Annotated in this window: 17 protein-coding genes; 2 read left to right on the top strand and 15 right to left on the bottom strand. The window is 44.2% G+C overall.

Annotated features, from left to right (window positions below):
* Nucleotides 1-8: 8 nt before the first annotated feature.
* From QE404_RS05180 to QE404_RS05115, 14 genes are all read right to left on the bottom strand, one after another.
* Nucleotides 9-2,246: a xanthine dehydrogenase family protein molybdopterin-binding subunit gene (locus tag QE404_RS05180; RefSeq protein ID WP_307447406.1), complete on the bottom strand. Its 2,238-nt coding sequence runs from the start codon at nt 2,244-2,246 to the stop codon at nt 9-11.
* A 23-nt stretch (nt 2,247-2,269) separates the two neighbouring features.
* The gene (locus QE404_RS05175) at nt 2,270-3,289 is read right to left on the bottom strand and encodes an FAD binding domain-containing protein (protein WP_307447405.1); all 1,020 of its coding nucleotides are present in this window, start codon (nt 3,287-3,289) and stop codon (nt 2,270-2,272) included.
* Nucleotides 3,286-3,765, bottom strand: coding sequence for a (2Fe-2S)-binding protein (locus QE404_RS05170; protein WP_307447401.1), 480 nt, complete (start codon nt 3,763-3,765; stop codon nt 3,286-3,288). Before QE404_RS05170 ends, QE404_RS05175 begins: the two co-directional genes overlap by 4 nt.
* Nucleotides 3,766-4,041: 276 nt before the next feature.
* Nucleotides 4,042-4,950 (bottom strand): bifunctional molybdenum cofactor biosynthesis protein MoaC/MoaB, encoded by a 909-nt coding sequence (gene moaCB / locus QE404_RS05165; RefSeq protein ID WP_307447398.1) that lies wholly within the window; start codon nt 4,948-4,950, stop codon nt 4,042-4,044.
* A gap of 1 nt (nt 4,951) precedes the next feature.
* On the bottom strand, nt 4,952-5,392 hold the full coding sequence (locus tag QE404_RS05160; protein WP_307447395.1) for a molybdenum cofactor biosynthesis protein MoaE: 441 nt from the start codon (nt 5,390-5,392) through the stop codon (nt 4,952-4,954).
* Nucleotides 5,389-6,498: a HesA/MoeB/ThiF family protein gene (locus QE404_RS05155; RefSeq protein ID WP_307447392.1), complete on the bottom strand. Its 1,110-nt coding sequence runs from the start codon at nt 6,496-6,498 to the stop codon at nt 5,389-5,391. The genes QE404_RS05160 and QE404_RS05155 overlap by 4 nt, the downstream gene beginning before the upstream one ends.
* A gap of 1 nt (nt 6,499) precedes the next feature.
* Nucleotides 6,500-6,727 carry a MoaD/ThiS family protein gene (locus tag QE404_RS05150; protein ID WP_307447387.1) on the bottom strand — a complete coding sequence of 76 codons (228 nt, stop codon included), beginning with the start codon at nt 6,725-6,727 and terminating at the stop codon, nt 6,500-6,502.
* A gap of 1 nt (nt 6,728) precedes the next feature.
* Entirely contained in the window at nt 6,729-7,214 is a 486-nt protein-coding gene (locus QE404_RS05145; protein WP_307447385.1) for a molybdopterin-binding protein, read from the bottom strand.
* A gap of 8 nt (nt 7,215-7,222) precedes the next feature.
* Nucleotides 7,223-7,957 carry a sulfite exporter TauE/SafE family protein gene (locus QE404_RS05140; protein ID WP_307447383.1) on the bottom strand — a complete coding sequence of 245 codons (735 nt, stop codon included), beginning with the start codon at nt 7,955-7,957 and terminating at the stop codon, nt 7,223-7,225.
* Between the two features lie 70 nt (nt 7,958-8,027).
* Nucleotides 8,028-9,206: a molybdopterin molybdotransferase MoeA gene (locus QE404_RS05135; protein ID WP_307447380.1), complete on the bottom strand. Its 1,179-nt coding sequence runs from the start codon at nt 9,204-9,206 to the stop codon at nt 8,028-8,030.
* Nucleotides 9,203-9,793: a nucleotidyltransferase family protein gene (locus tag QE404_RS05130; RefSeq protein WP_307447378.1), complete on the bottom strand. Its 591-nt coding sequence runs from the start codon at nt 9,791-9,793 to the stop codon at nt 9,203-9,205. Before QE404_RS05130 ends, QE404_RS05135 begins: the two co-directional genes overlap by 4 nt.
* Complete coding sequence (locus tag QE404_RS05125) at nt 9,790-10,608, bottom strand: GTP 3',8-cyclase MoaA (protein ID WP_307453743.1); 819 nt, start codon at nt 10,606-10,608, stop codon at nt 9,790-9,792. The genes QE404_RS05130 and QE404_RS05125 overlap by 4 nt, the downstream gene beginning before the upstream one ends.
* Nucleotides 10,550-10,771, bottom strand: coding sequence for a radical SAM protein (locus tag QE404_RS05120; RefSeq protein WP_307453742.1), 222 nt, complete (start codon nt 10,769-10,771; stop codon nt 10,550-10,552). Before QE404_RS05120 ends, QE404_RS05125 begins: the two co-directional genes overlap by 59 nt.
* Nucleotides 10,768-11,904 carry an XdhC family protein gene (locus tag QE404_RS05115; protein WP_307447371.1) on the bottom strand — a complete coding sequence of 379 codons (1,137 nt, stop codon included), beginning with the start codon at nt 11,902-11,904 and terminating at the stop codon, nt 10,768-10,770. Before QE404_RS05115 ends, QE404_RS05120 begins: the two co-directional genes overlap by 4 nt.
* Nucleotides 11,905-12,226: 322 nt before the next feature.
* Between QE404_RS05115 and QE404_RS05110 the strand changes: the two genes are divergently transcribed.
* Together QE404_RS05110 and QE404_RS05105 are read left to right on the top strand one after the other, a co-directional pair.
* The gene (locus QE404_RS05110; RefSeq protein WP_307447369.1) at nt 12,227-13,234 is read left to right on the top strand and encodes an aldo/keto reductase; all 1,008 of its coding nucleotides are present in this window, start codon (nt 12,227-12,229) and stop codon (nt 13,232-13,234) included.
* A 14-nt stretch (nt 13,235-13,248) separates the two neighbouring features.
* The gene (locus QE404_RS05105; RefSeq protein WP_307447366.1) at nt 13,249-14,151 is read left to right on the top strand and encodes a helix-turn-helix domain-containing protein; all 903 of its coding nucleotides are present in this window, start codon (nt 13,249-13,251) and stop codon (nt 14,149-14,151) included.
* Nucleotides 14,152-14,200: 49 nt separating this feature from the next.
* On the opposite strand, the gene QE404_RS05100 is transcribed toward QE404_RS05105, so the two are convergent.
* Nucleotides 14,201-15,424 (bottom strand): PQQ-dependent sugar dehydrogenase, encoded by a 1,224-nt coding sequence (locus QE404_RS05100; protein ID WP_371935091.1) that lies wholly within the window; start codon nt 15,422-15,424, stop codon nt 14,201-14,203.
* Nucleotides 15,425-15,493: the final 69 nt, after the last annotated feature.

Here is a 15,493-nt window from a genome sequence, read left to right as displayed (position 1 = left end):
TTTATTTTTTAAAGTAATTTATCAAAATGTATGGGAAGATCATAAATCCTTTTTCCCGTAGCATGATAGATTGCATTGGTAACAGCAGGCGGCATTCCCACTCCACCAATTTCCCCTACTCCCTTTACGCCGAGATCATTAACAAAATCATCATTCTCCTCAACGAAAAGCACCTGTAAATCATGCACATCCGCATGAACCGGAATATGATATTCCCCAAGGTTCTGGTTCATGTATTTACCAAGCCGGTCATCCAGAATGGTTTCTTCATGCAATGCTTTGCTGAGTCCCCAGATCATTCCTCCCAACACCTGGCTTTCCGCTGTCTTAGGATTGATGATCCTTCCTGCTGCTACAGCGGTCAAGGCTCTTTTCACTTCAATCATGCCCAGTTCTTCATCCACTTCCACTTCTACAAAAACAGCACTATGAACGGCTCTTGCTTTCTTTCCGTAAGTCAGAGGATTGGGCATTGCCGTACTTTTGACCTTGATGGGTTCATGGTTATTTGCTGCCATAACATCTTTAATGCTGATTCTCTTTGAATAGTCACTCCTGAGCATGATAAAGCCCTCCCTGAAATCAACGTCTTTCAGCTTGGCGTCTTTCAATACAGAATTTGCCATATTCCTTGCTTTTTTAAACAGCTTCTTATTCAACGCCTTGCAGGCTTCCTGAACGGCAGGACCAACCGTAGCGGTAGTAAAGGAACCTCCCTGGATGGGTGCAAATGGCATTTTACTGTCTGCATATGAAAATGTAATTGCCTCTATCGGAAGCCCTAGCTCATCTGCTGCAATCTGGGTCATAACAGTCAGTGTACCGGTTCCGATATCGGTAACGGCATTTTTTATCTCTACCGTTCCATCAGGTTTCAGAATGGCTTCTGCGCGGCCCAGCATCCGGTTGGCATCCCACATTCCTGTTGCCATTCCGTATCCTACGAGTTTATTGCCCCTCCTCATGCTCCTCGGTTCAGGATTTCTCTGGCTCCACCCGAACTGCTCTGCCCCTTTCAGGTAGCATTCCCGTAATTGCTTGCTTGAAAACTCCTTATCGCTGCTTTTATCAATTTCAGAGTAATTGATGAGCCTAAGCTCTACAGGATCTATATTCAGTTGATAAGCGATCTCATCCATAGTCACTTCAATCGCATGCATACCGGTACTCCCTCCGGGTGCCCGCATATCAAGCGGCGTATAGACGTCCAGCGGCACAACCTGATGCTCCAGCAAAGTATTTTCTGCCGGATACAGCATATTGGCCCAATTGACTACAATTTCAACGTAATCTTCAAACTTTGAAGTTTCTCCGGTCGCCTTATGGTAAATCGCATTCACCTTCCCATCTTTATCTGCCCCGAAACGGGTATGCTGCAAAGTCGGCGGCCTGTGCCCGATCATATACATCTGTTTACGGTCAAGAGTAACGCGTACATTCCTTTTCAGATCCAGTGCTGCCATCACGGCCATAAACAACTGCTGCTGAGGGCGCAAACCTGAGCCGAATCCACCCCCAACGAATGGGGAAATGACCTGCACATTTTTCATTTTCAGCCCAAAAACATTGGCTACATACATCTGTGAATTGATGGTTCCCTGGGTCTTGTCAAATATTTTAAGCTTATCTTTTCCTTCGTAAATGACGGTACTGGCATACATCTCCATCGGATTATGATGCTCGGTACCGTGGCTGAACATCAGGTCGGTTTTTACAAATGAATCTTCATAGGCCTTATCAAAATCGCCGGTGGGCTCCGGCGGTGGCGGTTTAAGCAGTGAGGCCAAACCTTTCTTAGGATCTTTAGATTTCTCCAGATTGACTTCCAGATCGGTTTCAAAGGTTTCTTCTTCATATTCAATACCCAGTTTTGTCGCTGCATAGCGGGCCATTTCAAAAGTTTCGGCTACTACCAGTGCAATGGGCTGTCCGTTGTAACGGATTATATTATCTTTCAGAGGTTTAAAGACGGTTCCCGGAGGTGCGTCCATATCTGCATACTGAAAGTCAAACCAGGCCGTTGAAGGGCGGTTTTTATGGGTGAACACTTTGATTACACCGTCCATCTTTTCAACTTCCGAAATATCAACTGATTTTATTTTTCCTTTGGTAATAGTACTGTTGACAACGTATCCATATAACAGATCCGGAGCATCATATTCACCTGCATATTTGGCAGTACCCGTTACTTTCAGGCGTCCTTCGAGCCTGCTTACAGGAGTTCCTATTGATGGTGCTTTTTCCATATTTTTGTCCTTAGATTAAATAGTTATAATGATGGTTTGGCACCGGGTCTCTGGGATTCCGGATGCAGAGCCATTGCAGCATTACGGATAATCGCCTTTTTAGCCAGGCCTATTTTGAATTCATTATGTTTAAATGCGCTTGCTCCCTGCAAAATAATGTCTGCAGCCTGGGCAAAGTTCTCTTCTGAAGGTGTTTTACCAGCGAGAAACTGTTCAGCCTCTTTTATCCTCCACGGCTTATGGGACACTCCTCCCAGGGCTATCCGGACTTCTTTGATAAGCTCATTTTCCAGGGTAAATGCCGTTGCCACGGAAACCAATGCAAAGGAATATGAGCTTCTGTCCCTGAGTTTAAGGTAAGAATAATGATCTGAAAATGTTTCAGCAGGCAAATCAATGCCTATGATCACTTCACCTTGTTTCAGGTTATTGTCGATTTCAGGGGTATCCCCAGGTAACCTATGAAAATCCGCAAATTGGATTTCCCTATTTCCATCCGGACCCGAGATCTGTACTACAGCATCCAGTGCGGCCAGTGCCACACACATGTCTGAAGGAAAAACAGCAATGCAGTTTTCACTATGCCCTAAAATGGCATGGATCCGGTTATGCCCTTCTTTTGCAGGACATCCTGAACCTGGCAGACGTTTATTGCATGGAACTGCAGGATCATAAAAATAATAGCACCGGGTTTTCTGCAATAGGTTACCTCCGTTGGTGGCCATATTCCTGATCTGTGCAGATGCACCGGCCAGAATAGCTTTTGACAACAGCGGATATTGCTGTTCTATAACTGGGTGATAGGCTGTGTCAGCATTTGTCATCAGGGCTCCTAAGCGTATCCCGCCTTCGGCATGTTCCGTAAGGCTGCTGAGTTCTTCAATTGTATTGATGTCAACAATAGTCTCCGCCTCTGTAACAAAATATTTCAGCAGGTCCAGAATATTGGTTCCGCCTGCAACGATTTTATGTCCGGCATTGCCGTTAATGAGATCAACTGCCTGGCCGATATCGCATGCTTTGGTATACGAGAAGTTATTCATACGTAATTTTGTTTTACATCCATAATTGCATTGATAATCCCTCTGCTGGCTCCGCAACGGCAAAGATTTCCGCTCATGAGTTCCTGGACCTCTTCCCTTGTTTCCGCCTTGCCTTCATTCAGCATTCCGATAGCACTACAGATCTGTCCGGGTGTGCAGTACCCGCACTGGAATGCATCATGGTCTATAAATGCCTGTTGTACAGGATGTAAATCATCTCCGTCTGCAATGCCTTCAATGGTAGTAATTTCAGAGCCATCTCTCATCACAGCAAGATTGAGGCAGCTTAATACACGTTTCCCGTCTACCAGAACCGTACAGGCCCCACATTGACCGTGATCACAGCCCTTCTTTGTTCCAGTGAGGTGAATCCTGTCACGGAGGGCATCAAGAAGCGATACCCAGGGCAAGACTTCAAGATGGTAATCCTTCCCGTTTACCTTAAGTACAATAGATTGTTTTTCGTTGTAGGTCATAGAGTTGTTATTTGGTGTATCTGTTACGATACAAAAAAAGAACCGTTATTACGGAAGAAATACTGAACAGGCAGCCTTTTAATGAAAAAAAAATGCCCCATACATTGGGGCAATATCAGATAAATCGTTTTTAAAAGACAGTATAGTTAATATAAAGGGCTATGACAAGTGAAATCAAATAAGTATAAAATAAATTAAAAACCGCATTTCAATAGCAAAATATTAATTTAGAATAAAGAAAAATAAAATATAACTCAAATTATTTTAAAAATCTGATTAATGTTTATAATGATCATTCAGCTCAAATACATGAAGGATTTGCGGGAATAATGCTTCCATATTTTCCTCTACTGCCTTTCTCGATCCTGGAAGGGTAAGGATCAGTGTTTTTCCCGAAAAACCGGCTACACCTCGTGAAAGCATAGCTGTTTTGATGCGTTGCTGACCGTAGTTCCTGGCAGCTTCCATGACTCCGGGGATTTCCCGGTCGATAAACGGCATCACTGCCTCTGGCGTTATATCCCGCGGAGAAAGTCCTGTACCTCCCGTAAAGATCAGTAGGTCAGTATGGTTATCTTTATTTTGTCTGATAATAGACTGTATGGTTTCAAATTCATCGGGAATTACCTGATAGTTAGCATCAGGAATACCATGTTTTTCAAGGGCAGCCAGAATCGCTTTCCCTGAAGTATCTTCCTTCTCTCCTTTATATACGCTGTCTGAGCAGACAATTACAGCTGATTTCAGTCCGGAACCGAGATTTTTAGGATCTGAAGACTTTCCGCCCCGTTTTTCCTGAAGCCTGATATTTTCTATTTCTACCTTTTTATCTATAGGCTTCAGCATATCGTACATAACCAGCGCAGCAACGGATGCTCCATGCATGGCTTCCACCTCTACACCGGTCTTGTAAATCGTGTGAACCTCAACAGTAATGATAACAGACAGATTGTCTATGGTATAGGTAATCGCTGTGTACTCAACAGGCAGCGGATGGCAGTCGGGAATCACATCGCTGGTCTTTTTTACGGCAAACAGCGCAGCCGCCCTGGAAAATTCAAAGATGTCTCCTTTCGGTACCTTTCTCTGTTCAATAGCTTCGATGGTGGAAGCAGATGATGTTTTCACGGTTGCTGTTGCCACAGCTTTCCGCAGTGTAGATGTTTTATGTGTAATATCAACCATATCAATTGTTTACTTTCCACTGATGGGTTTCGTCGTTAAAAATTTCCTTTCCCCAGATCTGGAGTTCAGATTTGATGCGTTCCACCAATTCATCACAGGCATCCATGGCCACTTTCCTGTGCCGGGAAGAAGTGAATACAAACAGGCAGATTTCACCGGCATTCACGGTTCCCAGGCTATGGTAGACATGCATGCAGGTCAGTTCATATTTTGAAAAGATGTCTTCACGAATTTCATGCATTTTCTCCAGTGCCATTTCTTCATACGTAGTGTATTCAATCGCCCGGACCGTCCGGTCATCAATGACATCCTCCCGGATCTGGCCAAGAAAAATGCTATGGGCACCGATATTCTTTTTCACAGAATGCTTGGCAATGCTGTCTGAGATGAAATCCGGGGTAATGGCACCCTGGACAAAAATATTTTTTATTTCTTTATTCATAGTTCAGTATTCTGTAAAGCCAGTATTCCGTTTTTGAGGTGGCTGATCCTTTTTTCAGCCCCGAAATGATGCATCAAAATCCCGGCCGCTTTCAGGCTACGTTTTCCGCTCTGGCAGAAAAGGATAATGTCTGAGCTTCTGAATTCTGACAGGTTTTCGTTGAGACGGGACAGCGGAACTGATCGATGAGGAAAATCTGCCAAAGGAAGCTCGCCCTGCTCACGGACATCTACGACCATTGTTTTTTCATCTTTCATCCTTTCATAAAATTCTTCGGGACCCAGGTCTTCAACCCCGCTGGCTGAAAGGCCGCAAAGCAGTCTGTAATCAGTAGTTTCCAAAGTCTCCCGGTCTTTAGGAATCAGGTTTGAAACCTGATTCTCATCCGTGAGTTCTGCTGTGAAGAGATCATAGGTAAGCATGCTGAAGGTCAGTAATTGTCCTTTCAGGGCCTTACCGATGCCTGTAATAAGTTTGATAGCTTCATTAGCCTGCATTATCCCGATCATTCCCGGCAAAACACCGAGTACACCGGCTTCATTGCAATCCGGGATTTCATCAGGCGCAGGAGGTTCCGGAAACAGGTGCCGGTAATTGACTTTACAGCCATTTTCCCCGGCTACATTGAAAACGGCTACCTGTCCTTCGTACCGGTATACAGCCCCGAAAATCAAGGGTTTATCCAGCAGCACGCAGGCGTCGTTAATCAGATATCTTGCGGAGAAGTTATCCGTACAGTCGATAATCAGATCGTATCCGGCAATAATTTCCCAGGCATTCTCAGGTGTGAGCGCCACAGGATAAGTAATCAATGATACCTCAGGATTCAGTTTCTTCAGGCTCTCCGAAGCACAATCCACCTTTAAAAGTCCTATGTCATCACTACGATAAAGCGTTTGCCGTTGCAGGTTGCTGATTGAGACGGTATCATGGTCTATGATCCCTAAAGTCCCTGTTCCTGCTGCCACAAGATACTGAAGCACCGGACAGCCCAAACCTCCGGCACCTATGACAAGTACGCTGGCTTTAAACAGCTTCTGCTGGCCCTCTATTCCAAAATCCCGAAGCGAATAGTGGCGTATATATCGTTCATTATCAGCATTCATACTATCCTCCTGAATATGGCGGCATCAACGCAATGGTATCTCCTTCATGCAATGCCAGGTTTTCTTCTGTAATTTTTTTATTGACTGCTACTGCAAACTTTTTATATTCCAGTTCAGGAAAACGCTCTTTCAACTCCTTTTTCAGTGCCGAAATATCTACGGCATCCAAAAGGAGTTCTTTTCCTGTAATCTCGGCAATCTGTCCGAAAGCTATAATCCTGATTTCCATATTAGTGTATTTGCTGAATAATGATTTCTGATAGGTTTTTCACATACCTTCTGCCTGTGGCCCGGTCTGTAGGCGTAACCAAAGCAAATCCTTCTTTTAGTCTTCCTTCAGCCTGTATAATGATCATAGCCTTATCCCCTGCTTCACCATTAAAAAGTTCATTCCACGAATATACGACCTGATATCCGTCTTTTGCCCTGCACACCAGATAAAAAGTGCTCAGCTCCTTCGGAGAGGCGGTTTTAAAAATGGCCTTTGCCAGAACATCCTTCAGAAGGACTCCCCTGAGTTTCCTTAGGGTGCTTTTATATTGCATTGCGTGGTTCAGGATAACCAAACTATCGAGCTCGTGTACAGGAAGTGTTGAAAGGCTTTTCTGTGTAACGGTAAACGGCTCCTTAATATTTCCGCTTACTTGCACTGTTTCAGAATACTGCGCATGTGCAAAGGAAAAAAGAAGCAGCATGATGATGGTAAAAATTCTCATATTGTTTTTTATGCTTTGGTGAATAACAATTTGTAAGAAGCCATAAGCAGCACAATGGCAAGAATATATTTCAATACATTCTGATTGAATCGTTTAGCTCCGAAATAGGCACCTAGCAATCCGCCGGTAAAAGCTACTGCAATATACATCAGCATATTGCCGGTAAAACTGATGCCCTGGGTCAGCATTCCGCCCAGGCCTGCCAGTGAATTGACGAATATAAATGCAGCACTGATGGCCGCAGTCTGCTTCTGATTGGTCCATTGCAAAAGAAGCAGTACCGGAGAAAGGATGATTCCACCACCGATACCGATCATACCTGACAGAAAACCGATGATCCCACCAATGATAACTGCAACAGCAAGGTTCTGGTCCTTAAGGTCACTGTCTTCCACATTACGGAAAAAGAAAAACCGGAAAACCGGAAAAAGTAACAGGACTCCCAGAATTCTTTTATAAATATTTTCTTCCACCGTGATCATTCCGCCGATGAATGCCAGCGGAACCGAGGCGGCTGCAATCGGAATAAAGAGTTTTTTAAGGAAATACCCTCCCCGGTAATACTGTATGAAAGAAGTTAATGATACAAAAAGGTTAAGCATCAGTGCAGTGGATTTCATCTCTTCAGGAGCGACTCCGTACAGGGCCATCAATGCAAGATAGCCACTGGCTCCTCCATGGCCTACAGCAGCATAAAAGAAAGCAACCAGAAATAAAATACCATAAAATAGTTCTACAGGCATAATTCAATTAAATTTCATATAAAATCTATAAATATCTTTAAAATAAACAGTTAACATACATAACTTCATGTTAACCAGGAAGTACATGTACTTTTACCCAATCACCCGCCGAACAGCCTGTTGATTCTTCCGGCAAAACAATAAAGGCATTGGCCCGGGCAAATGAATGCAGCCGAAAAGATTCCTGAGCATGTAATGGCGTTACCTTGCCATCTTGATAAAATGCTTTAAGGAAATGAGTAAGTCCCGAAGGTTTGGAATAATCGTGAGTGACAGTTGCCTTAATCTTTTTCAGGTGACTATCATGACGCATCCATTGTTCCAATGCAGGCAATACATACTCATAAAAACAGGTAAGTGACGAAGAAGGATTCCCCGGAAGCCCGAAAACCATTTTATCTCCCATAATGCCAAAAAATAAAGGCTTCCCGGGTTTTTGTCTGATTTTATGTATCTTTTTTGTAATTCCGCAGGCTTCAGCAGCCTGGACTACAAAATCATAATCGCCCACGCTTACACCACCGTTCAGCAATACCAGGTCACTTTCGGCAAGAGCAGCTGATAAAACTTCCTGCAGTTTTTTTGGGTCATCCTCAGCGGTACGAACTCGGATATTGCTGATGCCGACCTGGTGAAGGACTGCTTTCAGCTGAAAAGAATTGGCTTCGTACACCTGTCCAAAGCGCAATGGATTTCCCGGCTGCTGCAATTCGTTTCCCGTAAGGATAATAGTAACATCAGGCGGATAATATACCTCTACTTCATGACAGCCTATTCCTGCCAGAAAGCCGATAGCCGCGGGCGTAAGTAAGGTATCTGGAACCATGGCCGTTTCTCCCTGCTTTATTTCGGAACCCTTCGCACGCACATTCATACCGCTTGTAAACTGCTCATCCTGAATAGATAAAGTATTTCCTGAACATTTAACTTTTTCCTGCATAACTACAGTATCCGCTCCTTCAGGCAGAGGTGCTCCGGTAAAAATGCGGGTTGCCTGTCCTGGCCTGATAACCAGCTGACAGGATGTTCCTGCCGCCATCTCCCCGATCACGGAAAGATTTATATCTTTATCTTCATAGCGGAGTGCATAACCGTCCATGGAAGACTGGCTGAAATTTGGGATGTCGACAGTGGCAACCACTTCCGCTGAAAGTACCTTTCCGGCAGCTTCAGAAAGGCTGATCCTCTTTGTTTTCGAGATCGGGACAGATGCTGAAATAATCCCATGTGCTTCGTGTACTGAAATCATAATGTACCGGTTAATTTTTGGTAATCTTCCATTGTATCGATATCGATAGCTCCTTTTTCGAACCGGACGTCTGCTGTGTCATGCTGATATTTGGCAATCAGCATTTTAGCTCCTCCCGAATCAGGTAGGTTCAACAGATCATCAAAATATCCGGAATTAAACAATACCGGTACGCCGGAAGTAGCAGCATAAGCAGAGGCTACGATCCCTTTTCCCGAAGATTCCTGCTTTTCAATGAGGCTCTGAAAAATACATGCATTGATAAATGGCTGGTCACAGACGGTAATAATGCATCTGTCAAGGCCCGGATGCAACAGAAGCATTTCCTGCAGCCCTTTGCAGAGTGAAGACCCCATTCCGCTTTCCCAGTCTTCATTACTGATATTCACAACAGAATTCAGCTGCTGTTCAATTTCTATTGGTTGGGCACCGGATACTACGATCACATTATCCGTTACTTTAAGTGCCTGCTCAACTGTATGAAAGAGCAATGTTTTTCCGTTAAATTCAAGGAATTGTTTGGGTTGGCCAAGCCGGGAAGAGCTTCCCGCAGCCAATATAATAATACCTGTTGTTCTCTTTTTCATCCTCCTATGGTTATCATGCTCCGGTTCTCGAGTGCGGCCGTGTCTATACTTTCAAAGACACCGCTGAACTGCCCTCCCAGAGCTTTAGCTTTTTCGTTAATGTTCTGCTGGATCAGAGGCAGAATCTCTTCTCCATTTCGCAACGCCGTCAGCAGGTCTGTTTCACCTTTTGAAAAAAGGCAGTTTTTCAACTTTCCGTCTGCCGTGAGACGCATACGGTTACAGGTTCCGCAGAAAGGTTCACTCATGGTGCTGATGACAGCAAAAGACCCTATATAGCCGGGAACCTTGTATTTTTTAGACGTATCATTGGGTTCCTGTGGTAAAGGAATGATTTCATATCTTTCAGCAGCTTTTAAAAGAATTTCCTGCAAAGTAAAAACCTGATTGCTTGTCCATCGGTTTCCACTGAAAGGCATGAATTCAATAAACCTGATTTCAAGGCGGTTATCCCTTGTCAGTTCAATGAAATCTAAAATCTCGTTTTCATTAAGGCCCTTCATAACAACGACATTGATTTTAAGCCTGATCTGATGCTGCAAGGCAAGATCAATATTCCGTTTAACCCTGTCAAAAAGGTCCCTTCTGGTTATTTTCAGGAATTTCTCTCGCTCCAGGGTATCCAGGCTGATGTTAATGGCTTTTACGTTTGCCTGAATCAATTCATCCATCATTTCATCAATACGTATGCCGTTGGTCGTAATAGCGAGTTCAATACCCAGCTGGCCGAGGCAAGCTATGATTTCAGGAGCATCCTTACGTACAAGCGGCTCGCCGCCGCGTAAGCCGTATCTTTTTAACCCCCTGTGAGACAAATAATTTTGCCAGGGTATTGATTTCTTCTGTCTGCATCAGCCGGGAAGCCGGTGCAAAAGCATATTTTTCTTCCGGCATGCAGTAAAAGCAACGAAGGTTGCAGTGATCAGTCAGTGAGATCCTGAGGTAATCATGTACGCGTCCAAAGCGATCCTGTATCATACTTTGGTATTTATAGTTTGGTTAATCCCGGTATGGATTTTACCGGTCCTGTATTTCAGTGAGGTTCCCGTTCTGCCGTTCAAAACGGCCATAATTTCGGAAACCACCGAAACTGCTATTTCTTCCGCTGTCTCAGCACCGGTATCCAGTCCAACAGGACCATAGATGCTGTTCAATTGTTCTTCATGCATGGTAACCTGATTATTATTCAGGTCTTCCAGCATTCGCTCCAGTTTTGTCTTCGGTCCCAATACCCCGATGTACCGGCAACCCCTTTCGAGGAGTGCTGAAAGAAGACTAAGGTCATACTGATAATTATGGGTCATCAGCACAAAAAATGTAAGGTCATCAATAACTATATCATCCAGGAAATCTGAAGCTTTTACTGTCCTTACCTTCTTTGCAGCAGGAAACCTGCGCTGTACGGCATGGGTGGTTCTCCCATCACCTATATGTACTTCCCAACCCAGAATGGCAGCCATTTCCGATAAAGGAATGACATCATTGCCGGCACCGGCTATGACAAGGGATATATTAGGCGTCTGATATTCAATCAGAGCCTCATAAGATATTCCATCAACCGTAATGGTCTTCACTGAGGATTCTTTTTTGTCAAAGGCTTCTTTAATATCAGAGGAAATGATTTTAAATTCAGGACTCTTTACCGATACATCCGTTCCGCCTGAAAAAGCGACCGTTCCCGGCTGTGAACTTCCTCTTTTCATTGAGAACAGGTTGACCAGAACCGTTTCCTGACGTTTCTCCTGTAGTTTCCTGAGAAAATATATAGGATTATATTCCTCCGAGGAATCAATATATTCAAATAATATGTGTACGATTCCGTTACAGCCCAGCTGTACACCAAATTCGGCGTCGTCTTCATTAGTCGTATCATACGTTACAAGCTTATTCTGCCGCTGACTGATGGCCAACAGGGCCTTCTTTAAAGCATCACCTTCCAGGCATCCTCCACTGATGGCGCCTGTAAGTTCTCCGTCTTCGGTCACCAGCATCCGTGCGCCGGGCTGACGGTAGGATGAACCTTCCACCTTAACCACAGTGGCCAAAGCTGATTTTTTACCCGCCGATTCCGCTCTGGAATAAGCCTCAAGAATGGTATTGATTTCTTTCATGCAAGAATATATCTCTCCCCGCAGGACATGCATCATATGCTTTCTACATTGAAAAACGGCAGTCCTGGACGGGTTTAAACAGGGAACAAAAATAATGCTAGCTTTCCGAATTGGTCAAGATAAATAAAAATTTTCACTGGAAGAATGTTCCAATTTAAATTTTAATCCCGCTACTGATAAGACCTGATCGTTTTAAATCCCAATACATCAACCGTTTATTAATCTTTATAAGATATCAGGGATTTACATTCAATCCTCTTGGTTTTGCATACAGCCGTTAATCTATTTCTGCAGAATTTTACACCAATAAAAAAATAACAATATGAATCTGAAACAAATTCAATTGGGCAGTCAGGGACTCATCATACCTCAAATTGGTTTAGGCTGCATGGGAATGACCGGCTTTGAAGAAGCTGATACATATGGCAAAACAGACGAAACTGAAGCTATTGCTACTATTCACCACTCTCTTGAACTGGGCGGAAATTTCCTTGATACAGCAGACCTTTACGGCCCGCTGAAAAATGAGCAGCTGATTTCCAAAGCAATTGGAAACAACCGTGACCGCTATATCATTGCCACCAAATTCGGCTGGGAAATTGATGATCAGAACAAAATTACCTGGAAGATCAACGGGAGCAGTGCTTATGTAAAAAAAGCAGTGGAAAGATCACTCAGAAATCTTAAAACAGACTATATTGATCTGTATTACATGCACAGGCTGGATAAAAATATCCCGATTGAAGAAACCGTGGGGGCCATGAGCGACCTTGTGAAAGAAGGAAAGGTAAAGTACATCGGTTTATCAGAAGTATCTTCCGAAACCGTTAGAAGAGCACACGCTATACATCCTATTACAGCAGTTCAAAGTGAATATTCCCTTTTTGAAAGGACAGTGGAAGAAAAAGGAGTCCTGAAGACGCTTCAGGACCTGGGAATCGGCTTTGTAGCCTATTCACCTTTAGGAAGAGGATTCCTGTCCGGACAGATCCGTTCTGTGGATGACCTTCCTGAAAAAGACTTCCGCAGAGGAATTCCCCGTTTTCAGGAAAAACACTTTCATAAAAATATAGAGTTGCTGGAAGCCATTGAAACCATGGCAAAGGATAGACAGGTTACCTCATCTCAACTGGCGTTAGCATGGATCATGAACAAAGGCATTGTTCCGATTCCAGGAACAAAACGAAGGACCTACCTGGAGCAGAATATTGAAGCCTGTTCCGTTAGGATCAGCGAAAATGACATGGAGAAACTGGAAAGTATCTTACCTTTAGGAACAGATACCGGCGCCCCGTATGATGAGTTCAGCATGGGCCTGCTGGATTATTAAAAAGGATTACGGTTATGAATATTATCCACTCGCTTTCTGCGTTTCACCGCCTGCTGTCTTTGCCTGAGCCCAAACATCCGCTGGTCAGCGTCATCAACCTTTCCGAGAGTATCTTCCTCGAGGATGAAGTATGGAAAGGCTTCGTGAACAGGTTTTACTGCATTGCCCTGAAGCGGGATGCTACCGGCAAGATCAAATACGGACAGCAGCACTATGACTATGACAAAGGGGTTTTAAGCTTCACCGCCCCCAATCAGGTACAGTATTTGGATGTGCAACACATGGACTGTGGGCAAGGTTACCTTCTGGTGATCCATGAAGATTTCTTGCTTAAGCATCCTCTTGCAAAAACCATATCAGGATACGGTTTTTTCTCTTATGCCGTCAATGAAGCCCTTCACCTTTCTGAAGACGAAGAAAACGACCTGATCAGTATTCTTCATAAAATAGACAAGGAGTGCAGACATATCGACCGGCATACACAGGAAATCATTGCATCCCAAATAGAGCTGTTGCTTAACTATTCCAAACGGTTTTATGAGCGCCAATTCATTACCCGCAAAAGCCATAATCATCAGCTGCTGGTTAAATTTGAGAAATTCCTGAATGATTATTTTGATGAAGAAAAAAATATGCAATCCGGACTTTTAACTGTTCAGCATGCTGCCGAATCCATAGGGCTTTCACCTAATTATCTGAGTGATCTGCTGAGGATCCATACCGGACAGAACACCCAGCAGCTTATCCATGAAAAACTGATCAGTAAAGCCAAGGAAAAATTATGCACGACTCCTTTATCCGTTAGTGAAATCGCTTATATGCTGGGATTTGAACATGCCCAGTCTTTCAGCACACTGTTTAAGAAAAAAACCAAGCTTGCACCTTTGGAATTCCGGGCAAAATTCAAATTTAACTGAGACCTAAAAAAATACCTGGTTTCCCAGGTGTTTTTCTACATGTTACATATTACTGTTTACGGATCCTGTACAGCTTTCCGCCGTCCGTTACCGCATACAATGCATTGTCTTTCCCCTGGGTAATATCCCTGAAACGCTGGTTTTCACCCACGAGAAGACGCTCCTCACCTACTACTTTATTATTTTCGATCACCAGCCTTGCAATGTGCATTCCGCTTAACGATGCTATAAAGAGGTTATTCTGCCATTCCGGCATCGCATTTCCTCTATAGAATGTCATCCCGCTCGGAGAAATCACGGGATCCCAATAGTATACCGGCTGCTCCATACCCTGCTTTTGCTGTATTCCATCGCCTATTACTGCACCACTGTATTCTATGCCGTATGTAATGGTCGGCCAGCCATAATTGGCTCCTCCCTGCACACGGTTGATTTCATCTCCGCCTCTCGGTCCGTGCTCACTCTGCCACAATTCCCCGGTCTGCGGATGGATTGCCAGACCCTGTGGATTCCTATGACCCATGCTGTACAATACAGGCAATGCTCCCGACTGGGAAAATGACGGATTTCCCGGAGCTGGCTGGCCACTTGTAGTAATACGAAGGATCTTGCCCACGGCAGCTGTCACAGACTGGGCCAGCGGACGGGTAGAAAGATCTGAACGCTCTCCGGTACTTACAAAAAGGTTTCCGGTACTGTCAAACAGGATCCTTCCTCCGTAATGCAGATTACCTACATTAGCAGAAGGGGTTGCACGGTAAATAACAACAGGATTTTCGATCATGGTCTCGGAATCGGAAAGCCTTCCTTTTGCTACTGAAGTCAGGTTTCCTCCGCTTACGTTCTCAGAGAATACCCAATATACCATCCGGTTGGAGGCAAACTGAGGATCTACACACAGGCCTAACAATCCGCCCTGTCCGGCAGAATTAACAGCGGGAATTCCTGTAATGGCATTGCTCAGAGTTCCGGTTGTGCTCATAATGCGCATCGTTCCGGCTTTTTCAGTGATCAGAAGCCTGCCATCAGGCAATGCTGTAATTCCCCAGGGAGAAGACAGTGATGAAGTAAGTACTTCACTCACAAAGGGTGTAGATGTCCTTACACCGTTGGCTCTGGTCTGACCCGGAAATGCAGGAGGATAACTGGTATTGGCAGGATTGTTTTCTACCGGCGGAAGCACAGGTTCCTCTCCGCTGCCATCCATGGTGTCTGAACAACCGGTGAATAATACTGCTGAAGCGATCAGCAAATGATAAACTTTTGCATTCATACTACTAATATTTTGGTGATTTGGTGAATAATTTTCATTTTTAACAGCAAATTACCTGCCGTAACATCC

The organism is Chryseobacterium camelliae (assembly GCF_030818575.1).
GTDB lineage: Bacteria > Bacteroidota > Bacteroidia > Flavobacteriales > Weeksellaceae > Chryseobacterium > Chryseobacterium camelliae_A.
This window is presented reverse-complemented; position numbering and strand designations above follow the sequence as displayed.

Bases quoted from the DNA above. Each gene is read 5' to 3' on its own strand.
- QE404_RS05180 (WP_307447406.1), bottom strand. From the start codon at position 2,246: ATGGAAAAAGCACCATCAATAGGAACTCCTGTAAGCAGGCTCGAAGGA.
- QE404_RS05100 (WP_371935091.1), bottom strand. From the start codon at position 15,424: ATGAATGCAAAAGTTTATCATTTGCTGATCGCTTCAGCAGTATTATTC.
- QE404_RS05145 (WP_307447385.1), bottom strand. From the start codon at position 7,214: ATGAGAATTTTTACCATCATCATGCTGCTTCTTTTTTCCTTTGCACAT.
- QE404_RS05175 (WP_307447405.1), bottom strand. From the start codon at position 3,289: ATGAATAACTTCTCGTATACCAAAGCATGCGATATCGGCCAGGCAGTT.
- QE404_RS05150 (WP_307447387.1), bottom strand. From the start codon at position 6,727: ATGGAAATCAGGATTATAGCTTTCGGACAGATTGCCGAGATTACAGGA.
- QE404_RS05160 (WP_307447395.1), bottom strand. From the start codon at position 5,392: ATGAATAAAGAAATAAAAAATATTTTTGTCCAGGGTGCCATTACCCCG.
- QE404_RS05155 (WP_307447392.1), bottom strand. From the start codon at position 6,498: ATGAATGCTGATAATGAACGATATATACGCCACTATTCGCTTCGGGAT.
- QE404_RS05140 (WP_307447383.1), bottom strand. From the start codon at position 7,957: ATGCCTGTAGAACTATTTTATGGTATTTTATTTCTGGTTGCTTTCTTT.
- QE404_RS05115 (WP_307447371.1), bottom strand. From the start codon at position 11,904: ATGAAAGAAATCAATACCATTCTTGAGGCTTATTCCAGAGCGGAATCG.
- QE404_RS05130 (WP_307447378.1), bottom strand. From the start codon at position 9,793: ATGAAAAAGAGAACAACAGGTATTATTATATTGGCTGCGGGAAGCTCT.
- QE404_RS05135 (WP_307447380.1), bottom strand. From the start codon at position 9,206: ATGATTTCAGTACACGAAGCACATGGGATTATTTCAGCATCTGTCCCG.
- QE404_RS05120 (WP_307453742.1), bottom strand. From the start codon at position 10,771: ATGATACAGGATCGCTTTGGACGCGTACATGATTACCTCAGGATCTCA.
- QE404_RS05170 (WP_307447401.1), bottom strand. From the start codon at position 3,765: ATGACCTACAACGAAAAACAATCTATTGTACTTAAGGTAAACGGGAAG.
- moaCB (WP_307447398.1), bottom strand. From the start codon at position 4,950: ATGGTTGATATTACACATAAAACATCTACACTGCGGAAAGCTGTGGCA.
- QE404_RS05110 (WP_307447369.1), top strand. From the start codon at position 12,227: ATGAATCTGAAACAAATTCAATTGGGCAGTCAGGGACTCATCATACCT.
- QE404_RS05105 (WP_307447366.1), top strand. From the start codon at position 13,249: ATGAATATTATCCACTCGCTTTCTGCGTTTCACCGCCTGCTGTCTTTG.